Here is a 22237-nt window from a genome sequence, read left to right on the forward strand (position 1 = left end):
CACGTGGATGACCGTCAATTCGACTCGGTCGCAACACTTTTCACCGAGACCGCCGAGCTGACGGTGCCCGACCCGCCGGACGCGCTGGCGCCGGTTCATTCCCACCGCGGCCGCGAGGCCATCGGCGCCGCGGTGGCCGCCGTCGCCGCGGTCACCCGCACCGAACACGCCATCGTCGGTGAGGTGTACGAGGAGACGGAAACGGGCGGAAGCGCCGCCGGGCGGGTCGCGTGCGTGGCGCACCACTGGAGCCACCGCGGCGACGAGGTGCTCGACGTGGTGTGGCACCTGCGCTACGACGACGAGTACCGGCTGACCGACGCGGGCTGGCGGATCAGCCGCCGGGCCCTGACCATCAACGCGATCGAGACCCGGCCGGTCCGCCGGTTGCGGCCACGCGACCCCGCCTAGCGCGCCATCTTCCCCGACGGCTTCCAGAGGGTTATGCCCAAACTCACAGCGACCGCCCAGGAACCGAGTCTGCGGTAAAAATCCGCTATCCGTTCTGTAGGTGCGGAAAACCGGACGGTGTCCGAGACGGTTTTTGCCCACTAGCAACTATTGCCGACGTTGTCGAGCGCGGGGCGGCGTCTTCCTTCCCGAACGAGTCCAATTAATCCAAGTCCATTCGGGTAATTTCGGGCGCGTGACGAACACCGAACATCGGGACAGCGCCGTGGCGGCAGTTGCGGTGGGCACGCCGCTGACGTCAATCCCCGATTACCGCAACGAAATCCATACCGCCGAGGACACCATCGACGTCGAGGCGTACGGCGGCGGTTTCGACCTGACCCGGCGCGCGACGGCGCCCAAGCTGCGGGTCGGACGCGACAAATGGTTCAACCTGCTCTGGCTCATCCCGATCGGCTTCGCCCTGTTGGTCCTCGGCGTGGCGATCGGCAAGGGCCTGCACAACATGCCGGCGGTGCAGTCGTTCATCCAGCGCTACCCGGGGACCGACGCCAGTTCCGGGGGCAGTCCGGGCCTGCCCGCCTGGATCGGGTGGACCCACTTCTTCAACCTGTTCATGATGATGTTCATCATCCGGACGGGGATCCAGATCCTCTGTGACCATCCCCGGCTTTACTTCAGCCGCAACGCCACCCCGGGCAAGGACGAGTGGTTGCGGGTCGGACCCCCGGTGCCGGACGACGAACTGTGGACCGCCAACGCCGACACCGTCGCGCTGCCACCGCAATTCGGGTTGCCCGGGTTTCGCCACTCCATCGGGCTGGCGCGGTGGTGGCATCTCGGCGTCGACGTCCTGTGGCTGGTCAACGGGGCGGTCTTCTACGTGCTGTTGTTCGCCACAGGGCAGTGGCGACACATCGTGCCGACCAGCTGGGACGTGTTCGGAAACGCCGCCTCGGTGGCGATTCAGTATCTGTCCCTGGACTGGCCGAAGGACAACGGGTGGGTCGCCTACAACGGCCTGCAGTTGCTGGCGTACTTCACCACGGTGCTCATCGCCGCGCCGGCCGCGTTAATCACCGGCCTCGGGATGTCCCCGGCCTTGTCGCAGCGCGTGCACTGGCTCAGCAAGCGGCTGAGCATCCAGCACGCGCGCTCACTGCATTTCGTGGTGCTCGTGTACTTCCTGTTCTTCATCCTGGTGCACGTGACCATGGTCTTGACGACCGGCGCGCTGCGAAACCTCAACCACATGTTCGCCTCCCGCGACGACGACAGCTGGGTGGGCTTCATGATCTTCGCCGCGGCGATGGTGGTTACCGCGATCGCGTGGGTGTGGGCCACGCCCTTCACCATTCGCCATCCCCGGGTGATCCAGCGGGTGGGGTACGCGCTCGTCGGCCCGTTCCAGCGCGCGCTCGAGCAGCTCGACCCCAAGCCCGGCGCCTTCACCGAGAAGGACATCTCGCCCCACCACTGGCGCAACGGCCGGCTGCCCGAGACCGTCGAGTACAAGGAGTTGGAAGCCAACGACTTTCGCGATTGGCGGTTGAAGGTTTACGGGCTGGTCGAGCACCCCATGGAATTCTCGCTCGACGACCTGAAGGCGCTGCCCTACCACGAGCAGATCAGCCAGCACTTCTGCATCCAGGCGTGGTCCGGCGTCGCCAAGTGGGGCGGCGTGCAGATGAAGGCGATCATGGACATCGTCAAACCGTTGCCCGAGGCGAAATGGGCGGTGTTCTATTCGATGGGCCTCGGCGCCACCGGCGGTATCTACTACAACGCCCACCACATCGGCCAGATGGACCACCACATGACGATGCTGGCCTACAACATGAACGACCAGCCGCTCCCCTACATGCACGGCAAGCCGCTGCGGCTGCGCAACGAGTTGCAGCACGGCTTCAAGCTGGTGAAGTGGATCAAGGGAATCGAGTTCGTCGCCGACTACCGCGACATCGGCAGCGGTTACGGGGGCTACAGCGAGGACCACAAGTATTTCGGGCGGCACCAGACGCTGTAACTCGGCAAAGTCGTTTCCTCCGAGGGCATTTCGGGTAGCCGCGAGAAAGCGGTCAAATGAGTGCGACCTTCGGAGGAGGCGGCATGAGGTACTTCGAGCGGCGCTCCCCCGGGCTCCTCGTGGTCGCCGCGGCCGCCGTCGCGCTGGTGGTCTGCGTCGCAAATTTCGCCCTCGGCGACGCGCGAGCGGGCGTCGGGGCCGCGATCGTCGGATTGCTGGCCTTCGGCGCGGGGCTGGCCTGGCTTGCCATGGACCGCAGGCAAATCCGCGAGGCCGAACGCGGCTGGCACACGGATCGGCGGTAGGTGCAGGGCTACTGCAGGTTCGCCAAATTGTTCACCGAATTGCGAATGTCCGAGCGCAACACCCTGGCGACCAGTCCCCCGACCGGCCCGCTGAGCACCCCGCCCTTGAGGTCCGCCGTGAGGTGAAACTTCGATCCGGGGTGGTCGTCGGAGATCGTCACGCCTACCCCGATGCGGATGCCGCCGCGGCCCCGCCCTTGCAGCTCAACCGCTTTCGGTGCGTCGTAACAGGTGACTTCCCAGTGGATGATGTTCCGGAAGCCCTTGACCTTGATGCACGACGAAACGCAGGTGCCCTTCTCGATCGTCGACGGAACCGGCCCACGCCAGCCACCGAAAATCGTCAACCACTCGTCGAACCGGCGCAGGTCGGACGCCAGCTTCCAGGCGGTCTCCGGCGGCACATCGGACGCCATCGAAACATCTACTCGTGCCAACGGTTCTCGCTCCTCGTCAGGCGGTCACGGACGTTGCAACCGCATACCCGCCTGTCCCGAAGGGATAAACCCGGCGCGCCGGCTTAGGGCCAGGCCTCCGCCAACTGGTGGGCCACATCGATCACTTGCGCTGCCTGCGACTGCGGCGAGTCGATCTCCTCGGCGACGTAGGCAGCGATGAAGCGACGGATCTCGCCGTCGACGCCCGCCAGGATGCGCAGCACCTCGCCGCGGAAGGATTTCGACGACACGTTCACGGTGATGTCGGAGGGGCGCGGTTTGGCGACGTCGACGATCAGCAGCAGGGGCTCGGCGGCCCGTGCCGTGGCACGCAGCGCGATGTCTCCGGAAACCACGAACCGCTGCTTGTCGAGCCGCAGATCCAATAGCAGGTCAAGGGCCAACGGGATGTGAATGACGAATGTGATTTCGTCGCCCAGGCGCCGGGTCACCTTGGGATCGTGGATCTTGACGTTGGCGCTGACCTTGGCGATCCCGCCGGGGCCCTGCGCGATGGGCTCCATGGCGAACTCGTTGCCCGCGATGTCGGCGAACGCGGCGGCGACACGCTCGGGCGTGACCGCGACCTCGAAGAACCTGCGGCCGAACTCTTCGTAGGTGACATAATCGTGGTTTGGCATAGGCTTATACCGTCTCACGTCCCCTGCCGGAACCGTCGCTGATCTGCTCGCGTCGCAGCAAATTCGAGCCAGGCGTGGCCCCGGCCCAGGCTGGGCGGACCCGATGGGTATCACGAGGATGTGACCCCGCACCCACCCCGTTGCGCTGTGAACATCACCACACGCGTGGCGCCTGGATTCGGTGCGCCGGCCGTCGGCCTGGGAGGCTGGACTGACTTGGAGGTGTTGAGAGCTGATGTGCGCCCAGGAAGCTACTGCGTCGCGCTCGTTCAAGTCCCGGATCCAGGGACCGCTCACTTGGCTCGGCGGCGGCCACCGGCGCGAGCTCGGTGAAAGCCACGAGCGGCAGGCTCAGGCCGAGGAAGCCCTGGCCGGTGCGGTCGTGTTGCTCGCGGCGGCGCTGGCCTGGCTGGTCGCGGGGCTGGCGTTGCGGGAGTCCACCCGCTGGCCGACGCTCGCCGTCGTGGCGCTGGCGCTCGTCTTCGGCCTACTGGTCGGTGCGGTGACCCGTGGCACGGCCGGCGGGCCCCGGCGGCGCTGGCCCGGCGTGGTGGCCCGCGGGGGCGTCGCGATTGCCGTCGGGGTCGTTGTCGGCGAGCTCGCCTCCCTCGTCATCTTTGCCAGCTCGATCGACCACCGGCTCGACGAACGGGCACTGCGCGACGCCGACTCGGCGCCGGCCGTCGCGCGGGCCTCGGCGTCGCTGCAACAAACCAGGGACGCGCGGGCCGGGCTCGAGCGCGCCGTCGCGCAGGCCCGCGAACGCCAGGATCAGGCTTTGGTCGTGGCGCGCTGCGAGTACAACCCCACGCCACCCTGCCCCCAGACCCGGATCACCGGCGTGCCCGGGGCCGGGCCCGAAACCCGAACCGCGAACGAGCTTCTCGCCGACGCGCAGCACGAACTGGACAACGCGTTGGCGACCCGTGACCGCCGGGCTCCCGAACTGGACGCCCAGCTCGCCCGCGACGAGCAGGCCGTGACCCGGGCGCGTCAGGACGTGGCCGCGGACGCCGGCCGGGGGCTCGGCGCGCGCTGGGTCGCCATGAACGACGTGACGCTGGCCGGCGCCGGGCCGTTGGCGCTGCGGCTGGCGGCGATCGCGTTCTTCGCGCTGCTGTGCCTGCTGCCGCTGATCCTGCGGCTGTGGCGTGGCGAGACGACGCACGACCGGCACGCGACCGCGCGGGCCGAGCGCGAACGGGCCGAGATGGAGGCCGAAACCGCCATCGCGATCAAACGGGCGCAGGTCCGCCGCGAGGCCGAGATCATGTGGGCCGAGCACCAACTCACCCAGGCGCGGCTCGCCATCGAGGCCCAGACCGAGATCGACCGCGAGCAGCAGCGCCGACGGGTGATGGACGCCCTCGAGGCGCCGGTGCGCGCGTCGTCGCGGCGTACGTTCGAGCCGGTGCAAGACGACATTTACCTGCCGATCGCGGCGGAGGCGGAGGCGGCCAGCCGGGCGATCGCGCCGTTGTCCGCCGACCAGCAGGAGCCCGAGGTCGAGATGCCACCCGAGACCCCCGCGAACCTGCCCGCCCCGGTCGAGGCGGGCGGCGAGGTCGAGCCGCACGAGGAGCGGGCGACGCCACTGATCCCGTCGCTTCCGGACGCCACCAAGGCCGCCGCCCGCTGGATTCGCCCGCTGGTCCCGCCGTTCGTCGCCCGGGTCATCGACAACACCACCCAGCCGCTGCGCACCGCGCGCCACGTGTTCGAAGAGGTTGAGGAGATCACCTTCGCGCTCAAGCGCACCCGCAAGGTGACGCTGGACTCGGAAAGCACCGATCCCGGTGAGCAGGCGCCGCGGCGGTCCGCGACCGACGAAGCCCCGCCCGCGACCGCACGGGTCTCGTCTTCGCGCGGCGACCGCGGCGCGGGCACAGCGCACCGGGTCGGCGGGCACGAGCGGCGCTCGGCGCGCCCGATCGCCGCGAAGGACGTCGAGGGCCTGGCGGTGGCGGGGCGCGACCGCAAGGCCGAGCTGACGCAGCGGGAGGGGCCGGGCGAGCTGCGTGCGCCCGAGGGCCCGCGGCAGCTACCGCCCGGGCAATGACGCCGGCTGCGCGGCGCCTGACTCCCTCGGATTTTTCATCGGGCGGCCAGCTGCCGTTAAAGTCCCGTTGGCCGCAACAGATGGCGCCCTCAGCCCCGCTTTGCGAGAATCACCGAACTATGAGACTCGTACTGTTGATGGCAAGTGCCGCCCTGGTGATCGGTACCGCCGCCCCGGCGTACGCCGACCCTGACGCCAAGGATCAAAGCTTCCTCAACGCGCTTACCCAGGCCGGGCTGACCTACCTGAACGCCGACCGTGCGATCACCGCCGGCAAGCAGGTGTGCAAGTCGGCCGACGACGGAATGACGGGCGAGGAAATCGTCAAGAACCTGCAGGAGAAAAATCCGGGATTCCAAGGCCCCGGGGCCGCCAAGTTCGCGGCGATCGCGGCCTCCGCATACTGCCCGGAAAAGCTGACCCAAACCGAGGAAGGCGAATCGCCGAAGCCCGCCGGCGCATAGCGACCGCCCGTTTCGCCTGGCGGCCCGACGGCACCCGCGCGGGTGTACGGCCGCGCTGCCTGGTCCACGCGAAGGTATGATCCTCCGGATAACGACGGGGGAAGGATCTCGTGGATCTCGAGGCGGCGGAGATGGCAGGGCATGGTCTCGCGGTGACAACTGCCAAGGCGATCGCGGCTCCGGCGTGAAGATCAGCCTGTTCCTTGCGGACGCGGCGCAGGCCGACGTCCAATCCGGGAAGGTCAATGCCCTCGGGCTCGGGTGGCGGCAGTGTCAAACACCAACGCCCGCTTTCGCTTTGGTGCTTTTCCTGGACATCGACTGGGACGAGACCAACAAACCGCACAAGCTGACGTGTCAATTGTTGACCACCGACGGTGAACCGGTGGTGGTGATGGGAACGCAAGGGCCGCAGCGGATCTCTTTCGAAGCCTCGGCGGAGGCCGGGCGTCCCCCGGGGGCGATCCACGGCACGTCGGTCCGGATGCCGCTCACGCTCAACATCCCCGCGGGAATACCCCTCGAGCCCGGTCTTTACGAGTGGCGGGTGGAGGTGGAGGGCTTCGAGCAGGCCACGACGGTCGAGGCATTCGTGGTGGTCGGTGCGCCACACCAGCCGGCGGCGCCGTCGATTTGATGCCAACCCGCAAGGGCGACTCGAGAAACGTTTCGCCCGTGGCACTCTCGCGACGGCGCGACCTATTCGTCGGCGAAGGCGCCGTAGAGCTCGGGCAGAAAGCCCGCCAGGTGGTTCATCTCCTGCGCACAGTGCACCAGCAGGTTGCGGGCGGTCGTCTCCGGGGTGCCCAGCACCCGCGAGGCGAACGGGCGAACCGCCCGCGACGCCACGTCCGGCGCGTTGCGCACTGCGATATGCGCTCCGCCCATCCAGAACCGTGATCGCATCTCTGCGCCGTCGGGTGTCGAACGGATGTGATGGATGAACCATCCCGTATCCATCGGCGCGTCGGCCGAGCCAAGCCGAGCGCAGATCGACACCGCGTCCGCGCCGTCGGGCGGGCAACCCAGGGTTGTCGGGTCAACGAATTGAATTGCGGCGTTGAGCAATGTCGAGCCGATGTACTCGCTGATCATCGACCAGCGGTCGATGTACCGTTGGTCGTCGCGGCCGTCCTTCCAGACGGCGGACAGGTGCGCCCGCGGGTGCCACAACTTGTAGCGGCGGGTGTCGCAACCGTGCCAGCCGAACCACCACGCCCACATCGCGGGGCTGACCCCGGGCATGTCGGTGCGCACCGACACCTGAAAGCTGCCGTCCTCGAGGATGCCGTAGCCGTTCTCGGTCTGGTGGTATCCCTCCTCGGCGACGGTTGCGGCGTCGTCGAACGCCAGCAGCGCCATCCCACCCTGCGGGCCATGCTGGAGCGCCTCGACGACATGCTTTGGCAGGGGGTCCATTTCGGGCTTGAAGAACTTGCCGAACGGCGTGTTCACGTCGTCGCCGCGGTAGCCCAGGTAGAGGTCGCCGGACATCAGAGCCTTCCCATCCAACTGTTGAACACGCCGTCGGGGTCATAAGTGGCGCGCGCCTTGTCCAGGCGCGCCATCGCCTCGTCGGTGGCGAACTTCGCCGGCCGGTTGCCCAGGTTTTCGTCGGCCAGCTGGATCCCGGTGGCCAGGTGCGACATCGCCGCCATGTTGGATCCGGCCCAATCGCCGTACTTCTCGTCGTCGGCCGCGTTGTTCCACGAGCCGTACAGCGCCAGGTAGATCTCGTCTTCCACGCTGTAGGCCATGTCCTGGCGCGGCGGCGACGGCCCCCAGTTCAGCCAGAGGAAGTGCGACGGGGCGGGCGGCATGGTTTGCAGGATCGTCCGGATGCCCGGCAGCAGCTCCTCGGCGGGCGCGGAGGTCCACATGTTGTCGGCCGTGTAGCGGTGGTCGTTCAGGTAGTGGGTCATCACGGCGGTGTACCAGGTGGGCAGGTCGCTCGGCATGTATGGGACGGCGAGGAGCGCTTTGTCCACGACGGGGCACGTGCCGAAGATGGCGAGGGCCTGTTGCGCTTCCTCCTCCGAGTCGGCGAACGCCGGGGACGCGAACGCGATCGCGGGGCTGTCGATGCCCATCTCCGGGAGGCTGCGCGTCGCGATGGCCTGCATCTCCACGCGGCGGTCCACCTCGGCGCTGATGCTGCGGGCCCAGGTGTAGACCTCGTCGGCGAGGTCCCACGGATAGACGTAGACGCTGGTGCCGCAGACGGCCGGGCGCGGATACAGCTTCAGGTGGAACGACGTGACGACCCCGAAGAAACCCGGGCCGGCCCCGCGGGCGGCCCAGTAAAGATCGGCGTGATTGTCTGCGTCGCAATGGATCTGCTCGCCCTCGGCGGTAATGACGTCCAAGCCGACCACGCTCTCGCACGCGGGACCGAAGACGCGGCTGTTCCAGCCGTAGCCGCCCTGCAGCAGATAGCCGCCGATGCAGACGCCCTTGCAGTGGCCGCCGGGAAAGAACAGGCCCTGCTCCTCCAGGTCGGCCATGAGCAGGCTGCCCCCCTTGCCCGGACCGACGACGGCGAGGCCCTTTTCGGCGTCGATCGTGGCGTGATCCAGGCGGCTGACGTCGAGCAGGACCGCGCCGTCGCGCAGATGGCTGGCGGCGAAGCTGTGCCCGCCCGACACGATGCTGACCTTGTGGCCGTTGGCCTTGGCATAGCGGATGCCGGCGATGATCTCCGCGGCGTCCACGGCCTGGACGATCACCTCGGGGTAGCGTTCGGGCACTCGCTCGTGCCACACGGTGCCGCGCCGGGCGGCCTCGTACCCCTCATCGCCCCGGAAAAAGTGCCGCCCGGCTGGTAGCGCGCCCATGTGGGAACTCCTTTGATCCGCATTTCGGGTCTTTGTAGTCCGCGATGCGGATCACTATAGTGGACGCGTGCCAAATAAGAGTGTCTGAGGGGGAGATTTTGCCGACCGGTCGCGACGAAGGAATCCAGGTCCTGCGCCGGGCCGCCGCCGCGCTGGACGAGATCGCCGCCGAGCCGGGGCGGCTGCGCCTGGTCGACCTCGGCGAGCGGCTCGGGCTGGCCAAGTCGACCGCTCGCCGCTTGCTGGTCGGCCTGGTGGAAGTGGGATTGGCGAGCGTCGATGCCCAGGGCCACTTCTCGCTCGGCGACCGCTTGTTGGGTTTCGGCGGGGCCGACGGGGAACAGATCGCGACGATCTTCCGCCCGACGATCGAACGGGTGGCGCGCGCCACCGACGGCGAAACGGTCGACCTGTCGATACTGCGGGGTCAGCGAATGTGGTTCGTAGACCAGATCGAATCGCCGCACCGGCTGCGCGCGGTCTCGGCCGTCGGCGTCCGATTCCCGCTGGAATCGACCGCCAACGGAAAGGCGGCCCTGGCGGCCCTGGACGCCGCGGAGGCCGAGGCCGTCCTCGCTCGCTTGGGCCCCGGTGCGACCGAGGCGCTGCGTGAGGAGGTGGCCGAGATCAGGCGCACCGGTGTCGCTTTCGACCGCGACGAGCACACCCGGGGAATCTCGGCCGCCGCCATCGCGGGGCGCACTGCCGGCGACACCGTGGTCGCGATCTCGGTTCCCGCTCCCACCTCGCGCTTTCGCGAAAAGGAGCAGCGCATCCTCACCGCATTGCGTGCGGCGGCCGCCTCGCCCGCATGGACGCGTTGACTCGCTACGTCTAAAACGACGAACGGAATCTTGAGACCGACTCCGTCACCTGCCGGACCACCGCTTCCGGATCGACCGGATGGGGTGCCGCCGCGAATAGCGTGGCGAGCCCGGCAACCGCGTTGTCGGCTAACGGTTGCCACTTGGCTACCCAATCCGTGAGCACGTCGTGGTTTGTGGCGTTCGCCGCGACGCTGTAGCGAACCAGCGCGGCGCTCCAGTCATGGCTTCTAAGGGTGTCGATTCGTGACTCCTGCAGCAGCGCCGCGGTCAATCCGTCGTCGTGTGTAGCGGCCAGCTCGGGCAGCGACTCCTTGAACAGGGCATCGAGGGTCGGCTTGATGACCAGGTTCAGCGCCGTGAAGGCCTCGCCCCAGTCGTAGGCCAACAGGAGGCGCTCGAGCGCTTCGCGCGCGGGCTGCCAGGCGTCGTCAAGTTCCCAAATCGACCGGGTTGCTTCGGAATTGGCCAGCTGCACGCCGTGGGTGAGGGACAGCGATTTAGCGCGGTAGGCGACCCACTGCAAGGCGCGCAACTCGTCCGCGGCCTGGAAGAAGGCCGCGTTGGTGATGTAGGCGCTGGGCGCTAGCTGACCGACGTAGAGGCCGGTGATCTGCAGGACGTGGAGGGCGAACCGGGCGGGCAGGTAAAGGCGCTCGAGCACCGAAACCCAGGCCGGGTCGAGTTGGTCGTCGTGGTCGAGTGATTCGTAGTGATCGACCACGCCTTCGGCATAGATTTCTCGGTCGTGTTGCAGCGCGACGTAGCGTCGGTAGTTCAGCGCGGCCGGATCACGAAAGCCGTCCCAATCACCGGCACGCAGCGGGGATCCTTCGCGATGCCTGACATACCAGCGGTTGATCGGGCTGTCGGGATCGAGGTCGAACGGCGCCGGCTTGCGGTTGAAGTGGTAGTGGAAGTGACCGGTGACGGTCTCGTATTCCGTCGGTTTGCGGCGGGTATCGCCGAGGATGCTCCAGGTTTTTAGCCGGCGTGGGGACGCGGTGGTCATCTCATCAGTCCTCTCGTTCCAAGTACCACTGCAACTCATCGTCGCCGACGTAGCGCATGCGCCCCGCGAATCCGGCTATCGCAGGCTCCAGGGAAGCCAGTGAAAGGGGTTGACCAGCAGCGGATTCCAGACTTCCCCGGGTGACTTTTAAAAACCACTGCGCGTGGATCCGTACGTAGCCCGAATGATCTTCGACAACGATCTCGGTGTCGGGGTTGTCGAGGTGAATCGCCTCGGTCAGCGCGCCAACGATGTCGGGGTCGAAGCCTCGAACGATCGGCCCGACGAGTTTGCGTTCATCGGTCAGCGACATGGGTCTCTCCGTTCTGCGGTATCGCCACCGCGATGCGGTCGCCGTCGCGCCGAACCAGGTACCGCTGCAGCCGACAGTTGTCGGGGTTCAGCCCGGCACCGGTGTCGAGGTCGAATTCCCAGCTGTGCGCGGAGCAGGTCAGGACGTCGCCGTCGATATCTCCATCGGCGAGCCGAAAGCCCGCGTGCGGGCAGGTTCCCGCAAACGCGCGAAGCTCACCGTTTCGTAAGTGGACCAAAAGAATCGGCAGATCGTCGGCGTAGAACTCACCGACGTCACCCTCCCAGAGCTCGTCGATGCCGGCCACGACCGTCCAGCCGAGTTCGTGATCAGTCACCATAGAAGACCTCCACGTGGTCCAAGGGCTGCACTCCGGAGGCGCCGATGACACTGTCCGGCGGGAGGATTCGATCACCATGCCGGATTCGAAGCGGCGCATCTCGGCCCGCCACGCGATGACCCACCACGTGATGGGCGACCTGTTGAGCCACCTGCTCGACCGTGTCCCCATCGTCGACGGGGATGAGCAGCTCGAGTACGTCCCCACGGAACAACGCGCTCAGCGGAAGTAGTGCCACCTCGGCCTCCTCAGCGTTCCCGCGCCCAGGCGTAATTGTCGGCGTCTTGGCCCTGCTCTTCCGCCGAGAGACCGAAGTACTGCAGCACCGTGCCCAGGTCGGGTGGGCTGATCTCCCCTGAGAGCACGCGGTCGATCAGCGACTGGTGCCCGGCGAACCGCTCGGGGCGCTGGGTGAAGATCCAGCGGCAAGGCTCCGAGCAGAACAAGTACTTCCGCCCGTTATGGACGTGCGTCAGCGGTGACGCGTCGGTATGCGCACCGACGATCACCCCCGCCGCGCGCACGATCGGCAGTTGGCACAGGTTGCACGTGATCGGCAACGTTTCGGGCAGCGTCGCCCCGATATCACCGCTGCGGACATTGGCGGTGATCACATCCCACTGCCGCCCGAAGTCCCGGTTCCAGCCCGGATACTTCTCCTCCAGCCACAGCCGTTCCGCGGCCGACACACCGGCATCGGGATTCCACCACACCGTCGGGCGGTAGTACCACACGCCCAAATGGATAGCGTGGTGGTACCAGGTCAGCTCGTTGACGAATTCCTCCCAGTACCAAGGGTGTTCGAGACCAAAATCGCGGAACTGGTCGGCGAACTGTTTGATCACCCAGTCCTCGATGAACTCCTTGAACGACATCCGGCGGCTTTCCAAGGGCGTGTAGTAGTCCATCGACAAACCCGTCAGCAACGCGAATATTCGCCACGACCGCCAGAACATGTGGTCGATCAGGAACTGTCCCCACTCCTTTTCGCCGTTGTCGATAAAAACTTTGATGGTGGGTTCGCCCTGCTGGGCATGACGGGCCTCGTCGGTTTGGATCGACGAGATCAGCGCGCCGAACTCTAAGTCGCCCACGTCGATTGCGTCGGCGGCCATCCCCAGGAATTGCAGGTTGGTGAAGCCCGTCTCAAGCGTGAACGTCAGCTGGAGCGCGATGGACGCCGCGTCGTTGGCCACGAACATGTCGTCGAACAGGTACCGCACCGCGAGGACGATCCAGTCGTTGGTGTGAAAGGCCTTCAGCGCCCAGTCTCCGCGCGGTTCCTTGTCAAGCAGCCCGTACGGAAAGAACGCTTGGATCTGGCCGTGCCGGACCTCGTCGAGGGTGCCGAACGTGGCGGTGTTGCGCCAGGCCGCGACCCGCCCGAAGCGCCCCATCCGCGCCTCGCCGATCGACGCCAGGTATTCGGGCATCGTGATCGCGCCGTAGTGGGCGACGATCACCGACTTCCAGCCCGGATCGAGTTTGTCGAACAGCTTCGAGCGCCGGATGGCGTTTTTCAGCGAGTACGTCGTCGTGTCCTTGGTGACCTGGTTGTGCACATACTCCCGATAACCGACCTTGTAAGGCTCGTCCCATTTCAGCCAGGCTTCGCTCGCGACCCGCTGGGTTCCCGAGAGCTCCTCAGGGAACACATCCGCTTCGCTGACATAGCGGAAGGACCAATTCGCGTCGCGGGCCAGGTCGTACCAGTCACTGCGCGATAGTTTGGGCATGGACGGATCCTCGTGTCGATGAGTGGCCGCTGCGACGGCGCATTGACCTGGCGATACCGGTTGATGCTAGCCTAGATACCAAGGACTCCTACATATTCAATCAGCCTGATTTTCACCGGTGATCCGGGGTAGCGTGACCCGCGATGATCTCCACCCGGGGTTTTCGCAGCAAACGACTCGAGGAGCTTGGGAAATGTTTGACCAGTCGGCAATGGCCATGCCGCCTTACGCCGGCGCGGGCGGCGGTCGTAGCGAGGTGACCCCCTGAAGCACGACGGGGAACGCCATCCCAGCCTGGACTCCAAGGTGGTGGCGGCGCTCGACCGCCTCGGTGACTCGCTGCATGTTCTCGCGAGGCGCGTCGCGGACCGGCACGACCTGTCGAGCACCCAGATGCGAGTGTTGGTATGGCTGTACGTCGGGCCTCCCCCGGCGGCACGCAGCACGGCGCTGGCTCACGAATTGAACGTGTCGGACGCAACGGTCAGCGACGCGGTGTCCGCTCTGCTGCGCAAGAAGCTCGTCACGCGCCGTCGCGACCCCCGTGATGGTCGAAGCCAGCAGCTAGTGCTGACGCCGTCCGGGCGCCGCATTGCCGCCAGCGCCTCACGGTGGACGGCACCTGCAGAGGTCGCCGCATCGAGGCTTGACCGCGCCGACGCGGAGGCTCTCCTCGACACCTTGGTGAAATTGATCGCGAAAATGCATGAGGCCGAATTGATCCCGGTCAGCAGGGCATGCGGAACCTGCGTTCAACTGGGAGTGGTCGATTCCGCTCAACGCAAGTATTGGTGCAAGTTCTACGACACCGCTTTGCGCGTCGACGAGCTGCGCGTGGACTGCGTGGACCACGTTGCAATACACGCTCTCTAGGCTTCGGCCGGCGAGGTGGCGATGCTGGCTGGCGACGGCCGCGGTACCCCCCAGGACCCCGGCCGGCGCCAAGTCCCTAGCCGCGGCTCAGCAGCTCACCGCCGTCGACTTGCTGAACAGGGAACCCCACTCGTGCCGTGCGGCGGACTGCGCGTCGGTGAAGCTCGGCGTCTTCTCGCCGTCGCCGGCCAGGTGGACGAGCGCCCACGCCATGGCGAATACCGGAACCTTGTGACGCGATGCGGCACTGTGCAATTCGTCCAAAGCCACCTGCGAAGGGCATCGGCGAAGTCCGATCAAGATTCCCCGCGCGGTGTCGAGAATGCGGCCGGAGTTCGGGCCGTACGCCATCATGCTTTCGATACCTCCTGTTGCGCCCGAACGGAATCCGCCACCCGCATGGCGGCCGTAGAACCCGTGCGGTACGCATCGTCGCGCCTTCTCCCCTAAAAGGCGCCCTATGCCCATGATTTGCGCGTCGAAGGCGGTATGCCAGAGCAGCGCTGGAATCGATATGGGCTTGTGACCGATCCGGGACAGCGCGAATCAGCCTGCGAGAGCCAGCACTTCGTCGAAGCCGGCCACCAGGGCGTCGTAGAAGACGTCGAAATCCGGTATGGCAGTGGTGTCGACGTCGATGCCCAACGCGCACTTGTCGACATAGGTGAGCAGCGTGACGTTGACCGCCGAGCCGATCGTCGGTCCGAAGGCGTACTGCGCGCGCACCGGTGCGCCGCCCAGGAACACCGGCACCGGCACCCCGGGCACGTCGCTGGCGACGAAATCGACATGGCGCAGCACCGAGCCGATGTACCAGCGGGGCATCAGGTTGAGCACCCCGGCGATCTGCTGTGTGTAGGAGACGGATTTCTCGTTGCGCACCGCGCCGGCGCGCTGATGGATTTCCTCGATGCGTGCCGCCGGGTCGGCCTCACCCGCGGGCACGTCGAAACGCATCAGCGTGATCCGGTTTCCGCCCATGTCGTCGGCCTTGGTCCGCAGGCTGATGGGCATCGTCAGATGCAGGTCACCGATTTCGACGCCGTGCTTCTCGTGATAGCGGCGCAGCCCACCGGCCACGCCCGAGACGAACGCGTCGTTGAGCGCGCCACCGCAGCGGTGGGCCGCCTCGCGCAGTTGCGGCATGGGCACCTCGTGCACCATGAGATGCCTGATCAGGCCACGGTCGGTCACCAGCGGAGAGCCGGGGCGACTTATCGGCCGCATCAGCCGATAGACGGACCCCGCCATGGCCACCGCCGACCTAACCGTCGTGACCGGCCGGCGCACACCGTCGTAGACGAGCCGTGGTGCCGCCTTGGCCGCGCCGGCAACGGCGTTCGCGAGTAGGCGGGCGTCGTAGCGCCAGGTGTCGCGGTAGCCGGTGACCCACGACGGTCTCGACGCGTCCGGCTCGGGTGGCAGCGGCTCGTGTTCATACACGTCTTCGGAAAGGTTGAACAGGTTCATGGCGATCTGCACGCCGCCGATCCCGTCGGTGAGGGCATGGTGGAACTTGCAAATCATCGCCGCACCACCGTTTTCCAAGCCGTCGATGAACGTCGTCTCCCAGAGCGCGCGGGCCCTGTCGAAGTCCTGCATCTCGGCCAATCGAGCCATCTCGAGCACGTCGTCCAGCGTGCCCGCCCCCGGCGCCACACCGCGCCGGACGTGGTAGTCGAGGTCGAAGTCGGGGGCATACTCCCAGCGGGGCGGGGCCGGAGGCGGCGAGGGCACCACCCGTTGCCGAAACATCGGGAGTTTCCGGCTGATCAGGTCGAACCGTTCGCGCACCGCGTCCCAGTCCGGGGGCCTATCCAGTAGCACGACACTGACCACGGTCGATCGCAGCCGCGGATCGGTTTCCATCGCCCACGTGAACGCGTCGCTGTTGCGTAGAAATGCAGTCATGGTGTGCTCCGGGCCTAAACCTACGACTCGGGACGGCAAAGGTCAGCACATCATTGGCAGCCAATGACTTTGGTCCCACGACATCGGGCCATTCGTCCGGGCGTCTAATGCCGCGGGGTCATGCCCCCGCGGCGTCGGCGAATTCGCAGAAGGCCGTGTAGGCGCGAGCGCCGTAAATGGTGGCCGGCCCACCGTGCATGAGGATGGTGACGCCGATGGCTTCCGCGGCCTCCTCCCGGGTGGCGCCCGCACGCGCGGCCGCCTGGGCGTGCGAGGCGATGCATCCGTCGCAACCCTGGACGATCCCGATCGCCAGCGCCATCAGCTCTTTGACCTTGTGGCTCAGCGCCCCATCGGCCAGGGCCGCACCGCTCAGGGCCGCAAACCCCTTGTACACCTCGGGGATTTGCTTACGCAGCTCCCGGTGCTGGGGCAGCAACTCCTGCAGGACCTCGTGATGATGATGCTGGTCCGACATGGCGGCCTACTCCGCGGTCACCGGCGAAGCGCTCTTCAGCGACTCGATCGCCGCTCGCAACCGGTCACCGACCTCTTCGGCGACCGGACGCAGTTCCGGCTCACCGGTGACCTCCACCAGCAGTCCGGGATTCATCGCCTCGACGAGCACCGTGCCGGTGTCCTGCGGGTCGGCGCGCACGACGACGTTGCACGGCAGCAGCAGGCCGATCTGGCGATTAGCTTGCACGGCGCGATGCGCCAGCGGCGGGTTGCAGGCGCCGAGGATCAGGTAGTCCTCCATGTCGTGGCCGAGTTTGGCCTTCATCGTGGCCTTCACGTCGATTTCGGTGAGTACGCCGAAGCCCTGCTCCGCGAGCGCCTCGCGGGTGCGCGCGACCGCGTCCTCAAAAGAGGTGTGCAGCGGCGTCGCGATTGCGATGTCCATCATGGTGCCTTCCATTCGTTCCAGATTGCGCTCAGGCGAGCGCCAGGAAAAGTTTCTCCAGCTCGGCCTCGCTCAGCGGCGCCGAGCCGTCGGCGGTGGTACCCGTGACGCATTCCCTCAAGCCGGTCGCGACGATCTTGAACCCGGCGCGATCCAGCGCGCGCGAAACCGCCGCGAGCTGGGTGACGACGTCCTTGCAGTCGCGTCCCTGCTCGATCATCGAGATCACCCCGGCGAGTTGCCCTTGGGCGCGGCGCAGCCGGTTGAGCACCGCGGCGATGCTGTCTTCATCCCCAATCATGTGAATCCCTTCGTCTCCCTATGTCACCCCAAGGTACCCGCCGGGGTATTGGTTCACTAACCAGGAATATACCCCACTGGGTATCAGTTGTCACCCCTGGACACCGAGCCGAAAGGAGTCGGCGTCGGCGACGACCGACCTCACCTACGAGACATTCGAATCAACGATCCTCGACAACCCGCTTGTCCTGGTTGATTTTTGGGCCGGCTAACTGCGCGCCCTGCCGCCGCCGGCAAGGCCGCCGCGGCCCGGTGGCGCGCGGGCCTCAGAGGATGGCCCCGAGGTCCTTAGCCCTGGCGATGTCGTCCCAGTCGACCTCGAGCTCGAGCAGGATCTCTTCGGTGTGCTGCCCGTGCTCCGGGGCGCGGGCGGGAGCCGGCGGCGTCTCGTCGAATTGAACGGGCGCGGCGACGATCCGGTATTTCTCGCCGTGGTCGTCGACGTTGGTCACCACGTAGCCGTTGGGTTCCACCTGCGGGTCGTTGAGGGTCTCCCGCGGCGTCGCGAGGGCGCCCCACACGCCGGGTTCGTCCGCGAGCACCTTTCGCCAGTGCGCAAGGTCATTGCGCGCGAACGCGTTCGCGAAGATCTCGGTCGCCGCGGCTGCGTTCGCGATCAGGTTGCTCGACGGCACAAACCGCTCGTCGGTGGCCAACTCGCCCAGGCCCATCCGCTCACAGAAGCCCGCCCAGAACTTGTCGGGTTGCAGGAAGACCAGTTGGATCCACCTGCCGTCCTTCGTCTTGTACCGGTTCACCAGGGGATTGATGGCCAGCCCGGGCGGGGCGCCCGGGATGCCGTCGATGTCGAAGAAATCGGCCGCCGAGATCGACGGCGCGATCGCCCACATCGCCTGCGCCAGCAGCGAAGAATCGACAATCGTCGGTTCGCCGGTGCGCTCCCGGTGAAACAATGCGGCACACACGCCGCCGGCCAGCGTCGCACCACCCTGCAGGTCGCCGAACGCCGGGCCCTGGACCGCCGGCGTGTCGGTGCCGAACGGCGTGAGTGTGTAGGCCACCCCGCCGCGGGCCAGGTAGGTGGCGGCGTCGAACCCTCCGCGATCCCGGTCCGGACCGCGGACCCCGAGCCCGGTGCCGCGCGCGATGATGATCTTCGGGTTGAACGCCCGGACGTCCTCGACGGTGAGCCGGGCCCGTTCGAGCGCGCCGGGCAGCCAGTTGGTCAGGAACACGTCCGCGCTGGCCAACAAGCGGCCGAACAGGTCGCGGCCGACCTCGGACTTGATGTCGATGGCGATGCTGCGCTTGCCGCGGTTGCCCAACTCGAGGATGAAGTCGGCGTCCGGGCGGGCCGCTTCGCGGGTGAAGCCACCGACCACGAGCGCGCGTCCGGGATCCCCCGCGGTGACGCCCTCCACCTTGATCACGTCGGCGCCCCAGTCCGATAGCGCCGCCCCCGCCGACGGCACGTACGTCCACGACGCCAACTCGACCACACGGACACCGCTCAGCACCCCAGGCAAGGCAGCCGCCTTTCTTGCTATTTTAAGTATTCTAGCTACTCTAAGGGATATCGACAGCCCGGCTGCGGCCACGCGCGGTTTTCGTGGAAGAGATGCGATGGGGCAGACCGTGGGTCCGACCCCGCTCCGCTTTGCGGTTAATACGTGCCTTGCCGATTCTTTGGCAGCGAATAGCTTTGGCCCCCAACGTAGATCGCTTATCTAGGGCTTTGGACGGGACAGGACAGGATATGGGCAGGGTGACGGGCAAGGTGGCCTTGATCAGCGGGGCCGCGCGCGGGCAGGGGCGTTCGCATGCGCGGCTGCTGGCCGCGGAGGGCGCCGACATCATCGCGGTGGACATCTGCGCCGACATCGAAACCAACGAGTATCCCCTGGCCCGGCCGGAGGATCTCGACGAGACGGCGCGGCTAGTCGAAAAGGAAGGGCAGCGAGCGCACACGGCGATCGCGGACGTGCGCGACCGGGTGGCCCTGGCCGCCGCGATCGATCAGGGCGTGGCCGAGTTCGGCCGTCTCGACATCGTGGTGGCCAACGCCGGCATCTGCCCGCTGACCGCGGGCCTTCCGCCCCAGGCGTTCGCCGACGCCGTCGACGTCGACCTGCTCGGGGTGCTCAACCTGGTGCACGCGAGCCTCAAACATCTGCAAGCCGGGGCGTCGATCATCGTGATCGGGTCCAACGCGGCGTTCATGTCGTCGCTGAACACCGGCGGCGGCGTGTCCGGGGGCCCCGGAGGAGCCGGCTACGCCTTCGCGAAACTGGCTGCCGCGCATTATGTCCACGATTTCGCCTTGGCGCTCGCGCCCTTCAGCATCCGGATGAACGCGGTGCACCCGACGAATGTCAACACCGACATGCTGCACAGCGCACCGATGTACCGTGCGTTCCGGCCGGACCTGTCCGAACCCAAGCGCGAGGACGCCGAACCGGTCTTCCCGGTGGTCCAGGCGATGCCCATCCCCTATGTCGAGCCCGAGGACATCAGCGAGGCCGTGTTGTTCCTCGCCTCGGACGCGGCGCGCTACGTCACCGGCCAACAGCTCCGCGTGGATGGGGGCGGCTTCCTGAAGGTCAAGCCGTGGTCGGGCACGTAAGGCTTTGCCGCGCAACGGAAGTGGAGGGGCCTTAGTGAGCGACGCTCGATCCGCAGCCGACGTGCAGCGTCGCCTCTACGAACTCATGGTCCTGATGAAGGCGGCCGACGACCGGCTTTCCAAGGGCATCGGCACCGGCGAGTTCATGTGCGTGTACTGGCCGTCGCGCGGCCAGGAGGCCATCGCCGCCGCGATGGGGGTGTCGCTGCGGCCCGACGACCAGTTGGTGACGACCTACCGCGGGCTGCACGACCTGATCGGCAAGGGCGTCCCGCTCGAGGAGATCTACGGGGAGATGATGGGACGCACCGTCGGCGCGAGCCGCGGCAAGGGCGGCACCATGCACATCGCCAACCCCGCCAAGGGGGTCATGCTCTCGACCGGGATCGTCGGCGCCGGACCGCCGGTCGCCGTGGGGCTGGCGATGGCCGGCAAGCGCAAGGGTCTGGACCGCGTGACGGTGGTCAGCTTCGGCGACGGCGCCACCAACACCGGCTCGTTCCACGAGGCCGCCAACATGGCCGCGCTGTGGGATCTGCCGCTGGTGTTCGTGTGCCAGAACAACCTGTTCGCCGAGATGACGCCGACCTCGGACACGATGAAGCTCGAGCACGTCGCCGAAAGGGCGGCCGGCTACGGCATGCCGGGGGTGCGCGTCGACGGCAACGATCCGCTGGCGGTGAAATCGGCCCTGGACGAGGCGCTGCGGCGGGCGCGCTCCGGCGCGGGACCGACGTTCATCGAGTGCGTGACCTTCCGCTTCCGCGGCCACTACTTCGGCGACCGGATGCCCTACATCCCCAAGGAGCAACTGGCCGCGGCCATGGCGGCCGACCCGGTGCCGCGGTTTCGCAACCACCTCGCCGAAGCCGGCCTGTGCGGCGCCGACGAGCTCGATCGCATCGACCAGGAGGCGTCGACGACGGTGGAGAACGCGCTGGCGACCGTCATGGCCGCCGAGGCGCCCTCGATCGACGAACTCGACCGCGACGTGTACGCGACCACGATCAGGTACCCGGTGTAGACGCATGGCCGACAAAGAGATGACGATGCGCGAGGCGCTGAACCTCGCGCTCGACGAGGCGCTCGCGGCCGACGACCGCGTCTTCTTGCTCGGTGAGGACATCGCCGATCCCGGCGCCTCGGGACCGACGGCGGGGCTGTCGACGAAGCACGGTCACGACCGCGTGCTGGACACGCCCATCTCCGAGGCCGCGATCGTCGGCGCCGCGATCGGTGCGGCGATCGACGGGATGCTGCCGGTGGCCGAGATCATGATCATGGACTTCATCGGCATCGCCGCCGACCAACTGATCAACAATGCCGCGAAATTGCGGTTCATGACGGCCGGGCGGACGACGGCGCCGATCACCATCCGCACCCAGGTCTACGCCGGGCTGGCCACCGGCGCCACGCACTCGCAGAGCCTGGAGGCGTGGTTCATGCACGTCCCCGGCATGAAGGTGATCGTGCCGTCCACCCCGCGCGACGGGAAAGGCCTTCTCACATCGGCGATCTTCGACGAGGACCCCTGCCTGTTCGTCGAGACGATCCGGCTGCAGGGCAAGAAGGGTCCCGTGCCCGTCGAACCCGGGTTCTCGATCCCCCTGGGCCAGGCCGACATCAAGCGGCCCGGCACCGACGTAACGCTGATCGCCTACGGGCGCCCCGTGCACGACGCGCTCGCGGCGGCGGACACGCTGGCAGAACAGGGCGTCAGCGCCGAGGTCGTCGACCTTCGCACGCTGGTGCCGCTGGACGTCGAAACCATCGTCGAATCCGCGCGCCGCACAAGGAGAGTCGTGGTCGTGCACGACGCCGTCCAATTCGCCGGCCCGGGAGCCGAAATCGCCGCCACTCTGCAGGCGGAGTTGTTCGGGGAGCTGGCCGCGCCCATCGAGCGCGTCGCCGCCCGGTTCGTCCCCAACCCGGCCGCCGCGGCGCTCGAGGCGCAGGTGTACCCGTCGCCGGCGCGCATCGTCGCCGCGGCCCAGCGAACCTTCGACCGGGCCAAAGTTAATGGCTGACTTCGTCATTCGCATCCCGCGCGTGTCGGTGGCCGTGTCGGAGGCCGAGCTCACCGGCCTTCTCGTCGACGCCGGCGAGCACGTGGAGGAGGGCACGCCGATCTATGTGATCGCCACCGAGAAGGTGGAACAGGAAATCGAGGCCGGGGCCTCGGGCATCGTGCAGTGGACCGGACAGGTCGGGACCACCTACGACATCGGCGCCGAAATCGGCGTCATCACGTCATAAGAAAGGG

General features: G+C 67.1%; 27 protein-coding genes. 12 read left to right on the forward strand and 15 right to left on the reverse strand.

Going from position 1 to position 22237, the window contains the following annotated elements:
- Positions 1-3 precede the first annotated feature (3 nt).
- From A5712_RS26035 to A5712_RS26045, 3 genes are all read left to right on the forward strand, one after another.
- Positions 4-411, forward strand: a complete 408-nt coding sequence (locus A5712_RS26035; RefSeq protein ID WP_082973672.1) for a nuclear transport factor 2 family protein — start codon at positions 4-6, stop codon at positions 409-411.
- 280 nt (positions 412-691) lie between these two features.
- Positions 692-2437 carry a molybdopterin-dependent oxidoreductase gene (locus tag A5712_RS26040; protein ID WP_068112151.1) on the forward strand — a complete coding sequence of 582 codons (1746 nt, stop codon included), beginning with the start codon at positions 692-694 and terminating at the stop codon, positions 2435-2437.
- Between the two features lie 56 nt (positions 2438-2493).
- A complete protein-coding gene (locus A5712_RS26045; protein WP_068112051.1) occupies positions 2494-2742 on the forward strand; it encodes a hypothetical protein in 249 nt (82 codons plus the stop codon).
- Positions 2743-2750: 8 nt separating this feature from the next.
- Here the strand turns inward: A5712_RS26045 and A5712_RS26050 are convergent, their stop codons facing one another.
- Both A5712_RS26050 and A5712_RS26055 read right to left on the reverse strand, forming a co-directional pair.
- On the reverse strand, positions 2751-3179 hold the full coding sequence (locus A5712_RS26050; RefSeq protein WP_193376509.1) for an SRPBCC family protein: 429 nt from the start codon (positions 3177-3179) through the stop codon (positions 2751-2753).
- Between the two features lie 83 nt (positions 3180-3262).
- Entirely contained in the window at positions 3263-3820 is a 558-nt protein-coding gene (locus A5712_RS26055; protein ID WP_068112056.1) for a hypothetical protein, read from the reverse strand.
- A 235-nt stretch (positions 3821-4055) separates the two neighbouring features.
- Here A5712_RS26055 and A5712_RS26060 point away from each other — a divergent pair, with 235 nt between their 5' ends.
- The 3 genes from A5712_RS26060 to A5712_RS26070 all read left to right on the forward strand — a co-directional run bounded on the left by A5712_RS26060 (position 4056) and on the right by A5712_RS26070 (position 6980).
- The gene (locus tag A5712_RS26060; RefSeq protein WP_068112059.1) at positions 4056-5879 is read left to right on the forward strand and encodes a DUF4407 domain-containing protein; all 1824 of its coding nucleotides are present in this window, start codon (positions 4056-4058) and stop codon (positions 5877-5879) included.
- Between the two features lie 119 nt (positions 5880-5998).
- The gene (locus A5712_RS26065; RefSeq protein ID WP_068112063.1) at positions 5999-6343 is read left to right on the forward strand and encodes a DUF732 domain-containing protein; all 345 of its coding nucleotides are present in this window, start codon (positions 5999-6001) and stop codon (positions 6341-6343) included.
- A gap of 184 nt (positions 6344-6527) precedes the next feature.
- Positions 6528-6980, forward strand: coding sequence for a hypothetical protein (locus tag A5712_RS26070; protein WP_068112068.1), 453 nt, complete (start codon positions 6528-6530; stop codon positions 6978-6980).
- A 62-nt stretch (positions 6981-7042) separates the two neighbouring features.
- Here A5712_RS26070 and A5712_RS26075 read toward each other — a convergent pair whose 3' ends face one another.
- Both A5712_RS26075 and A5712_RS26080 read right to left on the reverse strand, forming a co-directional pair.
- Entirely contained in the window at positions 7043-7837 is a 795-nt protein-coding gene (locus A5712_RS26075; protein ID WP_068112071.1) for a DAPG hydrolase family protein, read from the reverse strand.
- Positions 7837-9177: an FAD-binding oxidoreductase gene (locus A5712_RS26080; RefSeq protein WP_068112075.1), complete on the reverse strand. Its 1341-nt coding sequence runs from the start codon at positions 9175-9177 to the stop codon at positions 7837-7839. Before A5712_RS26080 ends, A5712_RS26075 begins: the two co-directional genes overlap by 1 nt.
- Positions 9178-9221: 44 nt before the next feature.
- Here A5712_RS26080 and A5712_RS26085 point away from each other — a divergent pair, with 44 nt between their 5' ends.
- Positions 9222-10001: an IclR family transcriptional regulator gene (locus tag A5712_RS26085; RefSeq protein WP_068112077.1), complete on the forward strand. Its 780-nt coding sequence runs from the start codon at positions 9222-9224 to the stop codon at positions 9999-10001.
- Positions 10002-10011: 10 nt separating this feature from the next.
- Here the strand turns inward: A5712_RS26085 and A5712_RS26090 are convergent, their stop codons facing one another.
- Genes A5712_RS26090 through A5712_RS26110 form a run of 5 tightly spaced genes read right to left on the reverse strand, consistent with a single transcriptional unit; the run spans position 10012 to position 13402 of the window.
- On the reverse strand, positions 10012-11013 hold the full coding sequence (locus tag A5712_RS26090; protein WP_068112079.1) for an aromatic/alkene monooxygenase hydroxylase subunit beta: 1002 nt from the start codon (positions 11011-11013) through the stop codon (positions 10012-10014).
- 4 nt (positions 11014-11017) lie between these two features.
- A complete protein-coding gene (locus A5712_RS26095; RefSeq protein WP_068112083.1) occupies positions 11018-11326 on the reverse strand; it encodes an MmoB/DmpM family protein in 309 nt (102 codons plus the stop codon).
- Complete coding sequence (locus A5712_RS26100; RefSeq protein WP_068112086.1) at positions 11310-11666, reverse strand: Rieske 2Fe-2S domain-containing protein; 357 nt, start codon at positions 11664-11666, stop codon at positions 11310-11312. The genes A5712_RS26095 and A5712_RS26100 overlap by 17 nt, the downstream gene beginning before the upstream one ends.
- Positions 11656-11904 (reverse strand): toluene-4-monooxygenase system B family protein, encoded by a 249-nt coding sequence (locus A5712_RS30515; protein WP_082973669.1) that lies wholly within the window; start codon positions 11902-11904, stop codon positions 11656-11658. Before A5712_RS30515 ends, A5712_RS26100 begins: the two co-directional genes overlap by 11 nt.
- A 10-nt stretch (positions 11905-11914) precedes the next feature.
- Positions 11915-13402, reverse strand: coding sequence for a YHS domain-containing protein (locus A5712_RS26110; RefSeq protein WP_068112092.1), 1488 nt, complete (start codon positions 13400-13402; stop codon positions 11915-11917).
- Positions 13403-13711: 309 nt separating this feature from the next.
- Here A5712_RS26110 and A5712_RS26115 point away from each other — a divergent pair, with 309 nt between their 5' ends.
- A complete protein-coding gene (locus A5712_RS26115; RefSeq protein WP_231982248.1) occupies positions 13712-14275 on the forward strand; it encodes a MarR family winged helix-turn-helix transcriptional regulator in 564 nt (187 codons plus the stop codon).
- 87 nt (positions 14276-14362) lie between these two features.
- On the opposite strand, the gene A5712_RS26120 is transcribed toward A5712_RS26115, so the two are convergent.
- The 6 genes from A5712_RS26120 to A5712_RS26145 all read right to left on the reverse strand — a co-directional run bounded on the left by A5712_RS26120 (position 14363) and on the right by A5712_RS26145 (position 18877).
- Positions 14363-14629 (reverse strand): ANTAR domain-containing protein, encoded by a 267-nt coding sequence (locus tag A5712_RS26120; protein ID WP_068112095.1) that lies wholly within the window; start codon positions 14627-14629, stop codon positions 14363-14365.
- A 192-nt stretch (positions 14630-14821) separates the two neighbouring features.
- Positions 14822-16186 (reverse strand): wax ester/triacylglycerol synthase domain-containing protein, encoded by a 1365-nt coding sequence (locus A5712_RS26125; RefSeq protein ID WP_068112099.1) that lies wholly within the window; start codon positions 16184-16186, stop codon positions 14822-14824.
- A gap of 118 nt (positions 16187-16304) precedes the next feature.
- Complete coding sequence (locus tag A5712_RS26130; protein ID WP_068112103.1) at positions 16305-16664, reverse strand: carboxymuconolactone decarboxylase family protein; 360 nt, start codon at positions 16662-16664, stop codon at positions 16305-16307.
- A gap of 6 nt (positions 16665-16670) precedes the next feature.
- Positions 16671-17090, reverse strand: a complete 420-nt coding sequence (locus tag A5712_RS26135) for a DUF302 domain-containing protein (RefSeq protein ID WP_068112156.1) — start codon at positions 17088-17090, stop codon at positions 16671-16673.
- A gap of 31 nt (positions 17091-17121) precedes the next feature.
- The gene (locus tag A5712_RS26140; RefSeq protein ID WP_068112104.1) at positions 17122-17391 is read right to left on the reverse strand and encodes a metal-sensitive transcriptional regulator; all 270 of its coding nucleotides are present in this window, start codon (positions 17389-17391) and stop codon (positions 17122-17124) included.
- A gap of 265 nt (positions 17392-17656) precedes the next feature.
- Positions 17657-18877: a CaiB/BaiF CoA-transferase family protein gene (locus A5712_RS26145; protein ID WP_068112106.1), complete on the reverse strand. Its 1221-nt coding sequence runs from the start codon at positions 18875-18877 to the stop codon at positions 17657-17659.
- A gap of 230 nt (positions 18878-19107) precedes the next feature.
- On the opposite strand from A5712_RS26145, the gene A5712_RS26150 reads away from it, so the two are divergent.
- The 4 genes from A5712_RS26150 (at position 19108) to A5712_RS26165 (ending at position 22230) form a co-directional block, all read left to right on the forward strand.
- A complete protein-coding gene (locus tag A5712_RS26150) occupies positions 19108-19974 on the forward strand; it encodes a mycofactocin-coupled SDR family oxidoreductase (RefSeq protein ID WP_068112108.1) in 867 nt (288 codons plus the stop codon).
- 85 nt (positions 19975-20059) lie between these two features.
- Positions 20060-20998: a thiamine pyrophosphate-dependent dehydrogenase E1 component subunit alpha gene (locus A5712_RS26155; RefSeq protein ID WP_082973673.1), complete on the forward strand. Its 939-nt coding sequence runs from the start codon at positions 20060-20062 to the stop codon at positions 20996-20998.
- Positions 20999-21002: 4 nt separating this feature from the next.
- The gene (locus tag A5712_RS26160; RefSeq protein WP_068112112.1) at positions 21003-22001 is read left to right on the forward strand and encodes an alpha-ketoacid dehydrogenase subunit beta; all 999 of its coding nucleotides are present in this window, start codon (positions 21003-21005) and stop codon (positions 21999-22001) included.
- On the forward strand, positions 21994-22230 hold the full coding sequence (locus tag A5712_RS26165) for a lipoyl domain-containing protein (RefSeq protein ID WP_068112115.1): 237 nt from the start codon (positions 21994-21996) through the stop codon (positions 22228-22230). Before A5712_RS26160 ends, A5712_RS26165 begins: the two co-directional genes overlap by 8 nt.
- Positions 22231-22237 lie beyond the last annotated feature (7 nt).

The sequence above is a fragment of the Mycobacterium sp. E2327 genome (assembly GCF_001672675.1).
Taxonomy (GTDB): Bacteria; Actinomycetota; Actinomycetes; order Mycobacteriales; family Mycobacteriaceae; genus Mycobacterium.

What these genes read in the sequence shown, in the direction of transcription:
- A5712_RS26110 (WP_068112092.1), bottom strand. Translation starts at nt 13,402, where the DNA reads ATGCCCAAACTATCGCGCAGTGACTGGTACGACCTGGCCCGCGACGCG.
- A5712_RS26055 (WP_068112056.1), bottom strand. Translation starts at nt 3,820, where the DNA reads ATGCCAAACCACGATTATGTCACCTACGAAGAGTTCGGCCGCAGGTTC.
- A5712_RS26160 (WP_068112112.1), top strand. Translation starts at nt 21,003, where the DNA reads ATGGCCGACAAAGAGATGACGATGCGCGAGGCGCTGAACCTCGCGCTC.
- A5712_RS26120 (WP_068112095.1), bottom strand. Translation starts at nt 14,629, where the DNA reads ATGATGGCGTACGGCCCGAACTCCGGCCGCATTCTCGACACCGCGCGG.
- A5712_RS26090 (WP_068112079.1), bottom strand. Translation starts at nt 11,013, where the DNA reads ATGACCACCGCGTCCCCACGCCGGCTAAAAACCTGGAGCATCCTCGGC.
- A5712_RS26065 (WP_068112063.1), top strand. Translation starts at nt 5,999, where the DNA reads ATGAGACTCGTACTGTTGATGGCAAGTGCCGCCCTGGTGATCGGTACC.
- A5712_RS26085 (WP_068112077.1), top strand. Translation starts at nt 9,222, where the DNA reads ATGCGGATCACTATAGTGGACGCGTGCCAAATAAGAGTGTCTGAGGGG.
- A5712_RS26060 (WP_068112059.1), top strand. Translation starts at nt 4,056, where the DNA reads ATGTGCGCCCAGGAAGCTACTGCGTCGCGCTCGTTCAAGTCCCGGATC.
- A5712_RS26095 (WP_068112083.1), bottom strand. Translation starts at nt 11,326, where the DNA reads ATGTCGCTGACCGATGAACGCAAACTCGTCGGGCCGATCGTTCGAGGC.
- A5712_RS26130 (WP_068112103.1), bottom strand. Translation starts at nt 16,664, where the DNA reads ATGTCGGACCAGCATCATCATCACGAGGTCCTGCAGGAGTTGCTGCCC.
- A5712_RS26125 (WP_068112099.1), bottom strand. Translation starts at nt 16,186, where the DNA reads ATGACTGCATTTCTACGCAACAGCGACGCGTTCACGTGGGCGATGGAA.
- A5712_RS26135 (WP_068112156.1), bottom strand. Translation starts at nt 17,090, where the DNA reads ATGGACATCGCAATCGCGACGCCGCTGCACACCTCTTTTGAGGACGCG.
- A5712_RS26165 (WP_068112115.1), top strand. Translation starts at nt 21,994, where the DNA reads ATGGCTGACTTCGTCATTCGCATCCCGCGCGTGTCGGTGGCCGTGTCG.
- A5712_RS26140 (WP_068112104.1), bottom strand. Translation starts at nt 17,391, where the DNA reads ATGATTGGGGATGAAGACAGCATCGCCGCGGTGCTCAACCGGCTGCGC.
- A5712_RS26150 (WP_068112108.1), top strand. Translation starts at nt 19,108, where the DNA reads ATGGGCAGGGTGACGGGCAAGGTGGCCTTGATCAGCGGGGCCGCGCGC.
- A5712_RS26100 (WP_068112086.1), bottom strand. Translation starts at nt 11,666, where the DNA reads ATGGTGACTGATCACGAACTCGGCTGGACGGTCGTGGCCGGCATCGAC.
- A5712_RS26155 (WP_082973673.1), top strand. Translation starts at nt 20,060, where the DNA reads ATGGTCCTGATGAAGGCGGCCGACGACCGGCTTTCCAAGGGCATCGGC.
- A5712_RS26075 (WP_068112071.1), bottom strand. Translation starts at nt 7,837, where the DNA reads ATGTCCGGCGACCTCTACCTGGGCTACCGCGGCGACGACGTGAACACG.
- A5712_RS26045 (WP_068112051.1), top strand. Translation starts at nt 2,494, where the DNA reads ATGAGTGCGACCTTCGGAGGAGGCGGCATGAGGTACTTCGAGCGGCGC.
- A5712_RS26080 (WP_068112075.1), bottom strand. Translation starts at nt 9,177, where the DNA reads ATGGGCGCGCTACCAGCCGGGCGGCACTTTTTCCGGGGCGATGAGGGG.